This is a genomic window from Ferrimonas futtsuensis DSM 18154, assembly GCF_000422645.1.
Lineage (GTDB): Bacteria > Pseudomonadota > Gammaproteobacteria > Enterobacterales > Shewanellaceae > Ferrimonas > Ferrimonas futtsuensis.
Genome location: NZ_AUGL01000038.1, coordinates 1 through 5,167 on the forward strand (window position 1 = coordinate 1; position 5,167 = coordinate 5,167).

Consider the following 5,167-nt stretch of genomic DNA (forward strand, 5'->3'; position numbering starts at 1 on the left):
GGGTGTGTAAGCGTTGTGAGGCGTTGAGCTAACCTGTACTAATGACCCGTGAGGCTTAACCATACAACACCCAATGGGTTTTGAAGTCCCAGATAGAAAAGCGCTTGCGAAAATGCAAACGAGAAACAGCTTGTGCGAATTGTAACGATTTTGCTTGGCGGCAATAGCGTTGTGGTCCCACCTGATCCCATGCCGAACTCAGCAGTGAAACGCAACCGCGCCGATGGTAGTGTGGGAGTTCCCATGTGAGAGTAGGTCACTGCCAAGCACCCATTCAATGTTATGGCTCCAAGAGCGGTAACGATGCTGAAATGCATCAACAAAATTCGTCTGACGACCATAGCGCTGTGGTCCCACCTGATCCCATGCCGAACTCAGCAGTGAAACACAGTAGCGCCGATGGTAGTGTGGGAGTTCCCATGTGAGAGTAGGTCATCGTCAGGCACTCATTCAGAGAGAAGCCCAACCGCAAGGTTGGGCTTTTTTCGTTTTAATTCCGACAGCTCGCAAGAGATCAGGCCCTTGATCCCATGCGCTCATTCTCGCCGCCGGTGCCCAGCAGCGACACACAGTAGCGCCGATGGTGGTGTGGCGGTGTTGGAGAGAGTCCGTGTGAGAGTAGGTCATCGTCAGACACTGATTCAGAGAGAAGCCCAGACTGGCCGTCCGCACCGCAAAGTAGGGCTTTTTTCGTTTGTAGCCTGATGTAGTGACCGCCCCTGGTGGAACTGTCCTGTCGCTTTTGGCTGACGCAGTCTCTGCTTCGCCAAAAGTCCGGCTGCGGCATCCCTGCCTTCGCGTTCACCCCGTTCTCACCTATGTATTAGTGATGGTCTCCGGGGTGCTGTCTCCGCGGCAGCGGCCACCGTCAAGGCGCCTTTCGGGTGCGAGGCGTTGGCGTCCCGGAAGTCAATTGCCTGCAGTTGCCGTTGAGGGTTAACTGCTGGTTAAAATCCCACCTCTGTCATCGATCTTTTCAGAGTTCTGCTATATCATCGCCGCCTTGCACTGCCCCTTTTATACGATGGAGAGATCGTGTCCCTGAATATTCGCAAAGAGTGTTGTCTCACCCCCTATCACAGCTTCAGGCTGCCCGGCACGGCGTTGGCGCTGGTTGAGGTTCAGTCTGCTGAGGAGATGGCTGAGGCCTGGAGTCTTGAGGCTTATGCCAGCTCTCCCAAGCTGGTATTAGGCAGCGGCAGCAACACTGTGTTCGTAGAGCGGTTTGAGGGACTGGTGATCGTCAACCGCATCAAGGGTCGCGAAGTGATCGATGAAGGGGCGGACTGGCTTGTTGAGCTTGGTGCGGGTGAAGACTGGCATGAGGCGGTGATGTGGAGCCTGTCCCTGGGTATCTCCGGCCTGGAGAATCTCTCTCTTATTCCCGGTACCGCAGGGGCTGCGCCTGTACAGAACATTGGAGCTTACGGAATGGAGCTCTCCGATGTCTGTGCTTATGTCGATATTCTGGATCTGGAGCAGGGGCAACTAAGGCGACTGTCTCAGGAAGAGTGCCGGTTTGGTTATCGAGACTCCATCTTCAAAGGCGAGCTAAAAGGCAGGGTGGTGATCGTCGGTGTCGGCCTGCGCCTGGCCAAGGCGTGGTCACCCCAGCTCAACTATGGTCCGCTGAGGGACCTCTCTGACACCTGCGCCCATGCCATTGCTGAAAGAGTGATGCGTGTACGTCGGGAAAAACTGCCTGATCCCAGCGTGCTGGGTAATGCCGGCAGTTTCTTTAAAAATCCGGTGGTTCCCAATGCGGTAGGCAAAGATCTCCAGAGCCGTCACCCTAATATGCCGGCCTATCCGGCTGGTGAGGGGCAGATGAAGCTGGCTGCAGGCTGGTTGATTGAACAAAGTGGGATGAAGGGCGCCAAGCACCATGGGGTTGGCGTACACCAGGACCAGGCGCTGGTGTTGGTGAATCATGGTGAGGGGACCGCTGAACAGCTGTTGGCTCTGGCCACCCAGGTGGTGAAACGTGTTTCTGAACGCTTTGGCGTGGTGCTGGAGCCGGAGGTGCGGCTTCTCAACCGTCTGGGGGAGCAGTGCTGGAGCCATTATGCTGACTAACGACAATCGTCAGAGGGTGTTGGAGACCCTGCTGGATGGGCAGTTTCATTCCGGGGCACATCTTGCGCAGCGCTTAGGGTTGAGTCGCACGGCGGTCAACAATCACATACAGGCTCTCGAAGGCCTCGGCCTGGAGATCTACAGCGTAAAGGGAAAAGGGTATCGGTTGGCTGAGCCGGTGACACTGCTGGACGCAGGTAAGATTGGCTTGGGGTTGGCGTCGAAGGTGCTCCTGTTCGACGAAGTGGACTCCACCAACAGCTATCTGTTGAATCACCTCGGCAGTTTCGCTTCGGGTGACAGCTGCCTGGCCGAGCGGCAGACTCAGGGGCGGGGACGTCGAGGACGTCAGTGGGTCTCTCCCTACGCTGGCTCGCTCTATCTCTCCATGTATTGGAGACTGGACGGGGGCATCGCCCAGGCCGGCGGCCTTAGCCTGGTGGTAGGCGTACTGCTGGTCGAAGCGCTGGAATCTTGTGGCATTGCCGGGGTGAGCGTGAAGTGGCCAAATGACCTCTATTTCGGGGACTCCAAACTGGCTGGGATCCTGGTAGAGATGCGCGGCCAATACGGCGAACCGGCCGATATGGTGATCGGGTGCGGTATTAACGTCAACCTGGGGCAGGGAGCGGCGTCCCAGATTGATCGGAACTGGACCGATCTGCGCCAGGTCTCGGGTGCTCCGGTTGACCGAAATCTGCTGGCCCGGGAAGTCATTGCCCACCTGACTAAGGGCCTGCATCAGTTTGAGGCGCAGGGGTTGGCGCCATTCCTGGAAAGATGGCGCCAGAGGGATTGTTATCTCGGTAAACCCGTGCGAGTGATTTTGGCTGATTCTGAAGTGACCGGGGTAGCTGCAGGGGTCGATGCCAGCGGTGCTCTGCTCCTGCAGACCGACAGCGGCCTCAGGGCGTTCAACAGTGGCGAAGTCAGTTTGCGTCCCGGGGCTTAACGCCTCAGCCAGATCCGGTCTACCCGGTGGTCTTCCCCTTTACTGAGAACCAGATTGGCACGGCTGCGGGTTGGCTTGATGTTGGCCATCAGGTTGGGCCCGTTGATCTCGTCCCAGATCTTGCTGGCCGTTTTTCTTGCTTCCCCTTCCGTCAGCTTGGAGTAATGGTGGAAGTAGGAGTTGGGGTCGGTAAAGGCGCCTTGTCGGAACTTATCGAAGCGATCGATGTACCAGCTCTTCAGCAGATCGTAGTCGGCATCCACATAGATGGAGAAGTCGACGAAGTCTGATACGAACAGCCGGTTGCCTGCATCCGGGTAGTCGTGGGCGGTCTGGAGTACGTTCAACCCTTCAAGAATCAGGATATCTGGCTTGCGGATCACATGCTGTTTGTCGGTCAGGCGATCGTACTCTCTGTGTGAGTAGATGGGCGCACGGACGTCGCTCTTGCCTGATTTGACGTCCCTCAGAAACTCCAGCAGCATCTTGCCGTCGTAACTTTGGGGGAACCCCTTCTTGCCGAGAAGCCCCTTATCCTTAAGCTCTTTCAGGGGGTACAGGAAACCGTCAGTGGTGATCAGTTCAACCTTGGGGTGTTCAGGCCAGCGCTGCAGCAGCGCCTGCAGCAGACGGGCCGTGGTGCTCTTGCCTACGGCAACGGAGCCGGCAACACTGATGATGTAGGGACCATCGGCAGGTCGTTCGCCGAGAAACTCTTCAACCACCTGGCTGCGCCGTTGGTTGGCATGCACATAAAGATTAAGCAGCCTGGAGAGGGGCAGGTACACCGCTTCCACCTCATTCAACGAGATGTCTTCATTGATGCCACGCAGCCGCTCAAGTTCTCCCTGGCTCAGCGGCAGGGGTACTGCGTCACGCAGCACAGACCACTGTTCCCGGCTGAACTCCAGGTAGGCGTTGCGGGTTGTCGATGGAATTGGCGCCATATTAACTCCTTAGATGCGAACGCAAAACTACACCATCGCCCCCTAAAGGTACAGTACGCTGAATCGGTTGATAAGAATTGGTATTGATTTAATCCACAAGACTAAATCTCAGCCAATTGAGCCCAATGGCGGCTTTTTTTTGAAAATTGGCTTGCACTGGTTTGTTCAATTTCCTATTATGCGCTCCGCACAAAGCGAAGCCGACTTAGCTCAGTAGGTAGAGCAACTGACTTGTAATCAGTAGGTCGCCAGTTCGATTCCGGCAGTCGGCACCATACTAACGCTTTGTACTCGTGGAGGGGTTCCCGAGTGGCCAAAGGGATCAGACTGTAAATCTGACGGCTCCGCCTTCGAAGGTTCGAATCCTTCCCCCTCCACCACTTTTTCTCGGTTCGAGGTAGCCTGAAGATAGTTTTTGCGGGCATCGTATAATGGCTATTACCTCAGCCTTCCAAGCTGATGATGCGGGTTCGATTCCCGCTGCCCGCTCCAAGAAATTTGCTGATATAGCTCAGTTGGTAGAGCGCACCCTTGGTAAGGGTGAGGTCCCCAGTTCAAATCTGGGTATCAGCACCATTTCTTCCCTTCTTCACGCTGCTTCAATCCTTGTTTATACTCATACTCATTCTACGAGTATTACTACGTCAAACGTGGAAAATCACCACACTGGTTTGGATTGAGGCACTATCATGTCTAAAGAAAAATTTGAGCGTTCGAAGCCGCACGTAAACGTTGGTACCATTGGCCACGTTGACCACGGTAAAACCACTCTGACCGCTGCTATCACCAATGTACTGGCTAAAGTATACGGTGGTGAGGCCAAGGACTTCGCGTCCATCGATAACGCTCCTGAAGAGCGTGAGCGTGGTATCACCATCTCTACCTCTCACGTAGAGTACGATACTCCTACCCGTCACTACGCCCACGTAGACTGCCCCGGACACGCTGATTACGTTAAGAACATGATCACCGGTGCTGCCCAGATGGACGGCGCGATCCTGGTAGTAGCTTCCACCGATGGCCCAATGCCTCAGACCCGTGAGCACATCCTGCTGTCTCGTCAGGTAGGCGTACCTTACATCATCGTATTCATGAACAAGTGTGACATGGTAGATGATGAAGAGCTGCTGGAACTGGTAGAGATGGAAGTTCGTGAACTGCTGTCTGAGTACGAATTCCCCGGTGACGACCT

Annotated in this window: 4 protein-coding genes, 4 tRNA genes and 2 rRNA genes; 9 read left to right on the forward strand and 1 reads right to left on the reverse strand. The window is 55.4% G+C overall.

What is annotated here, in order from left to right; genetic code table 11:
- Positions 1–153 precede the first annotated feature (153 nt).
- The 4 genes from rrf (G505_RS0117595) to birA all read left to right on the forward strand — a co-directional run bounded on the left by rrf (G505_RS0117595) (position 154) and on the right by birA (position 3,028).
- Positions 154–268 (forward strand): 5S ribosomal RNA (rrf, locus tag G505_RS0117595).
- Between the two features lie 61 nt (positions 269–329).
- Positions 330–444: ribosomal RNA gene (gene rrf, locus G505_RS0117600) — 5S ribosomal RNA — on the forward strand.
- A 591-nt stretch (positions 445–1,035) separates the two neighbouring features.
- Positions 1,036–2,076: a UDP-N-acetylmuramate dehydrogenase gene (murB, locus tag G505_RS21920; protein ID WP_245568398.1), complete on the forward strand. Its 1,041-nt coding sequence runs from the start codon at positions 1,036–1,038 to the stop codon at positions 2,074–2,076.
- Positions 2,066–3,028, forward strand: a complete 963-nt coding sequence (birA, locus tag G505_RS0117610; protein WP_028110733.1) for a bifunctional biotin--[acetyl-CoA-carboxylase] ligase/biotin operon repressor BirA — start codon at positions 2,066–2,068, stop codon at positions 3,026–3,028. Before murB ends, birA begins: the two co-directional genes overlap by 11 nt.
- On the opposite strand, the gene coaA is transcribed toward birA, so the two are convergent.
- Entirely contained in the window at positions 3,025–3,975 is a 951-nt protein-coding gene (gene coaA, locus G505_RS0117615) for a type I pantothenate kinase (RefSeq protein WP_028110734.1), read from the reverse strand. The two genes, birA and coaA, sit on opposite strands and share 4 nt — an antisense overlap.
- A gap of 199 nt (positions 3,976–4,174) precedes the next feature.
- Here coaA and G505_RS0117620 point away from each other — a divergent pair.
- The 5 genes from G505_RS0117620 to G505_RS0117640 all read left to right on the forward strand — a co-directional run.
- Positions 4,175–4,250, forward strand: a tRNA-Thr gene (locus G505_RS0117620).
- 20 nt (positions 4,251–4,270) lie between these two features.
- Positions 4,271–4,355: transfer RNA gene (locus G505_RS0117625), tRNA-Tyr, on the forward strand.
- Between the two features lie 37 nt (positions 4,356–4,392).
- A tRNA-Gly gene (locus G505_RS0117630) sits at positions 4,393–4,467 on the forward strand.
- 8 nt (positions 4,468–4,475) lie between these two features.
- Positions 4,476–4,551: transfer RNA gene (locus G505_RS0117635), tRNA-Thr, on the forward strand.
- 113 nt (positions 4,552–4,664) lie between these two features.
- The coding region (locus G505_RS0117640; RefSeq protein ID WP_028110735.1) for a GTP-binding protein at positions 4,665–5,167 on the forward strand (503 nt) is incomplete at its 3' end.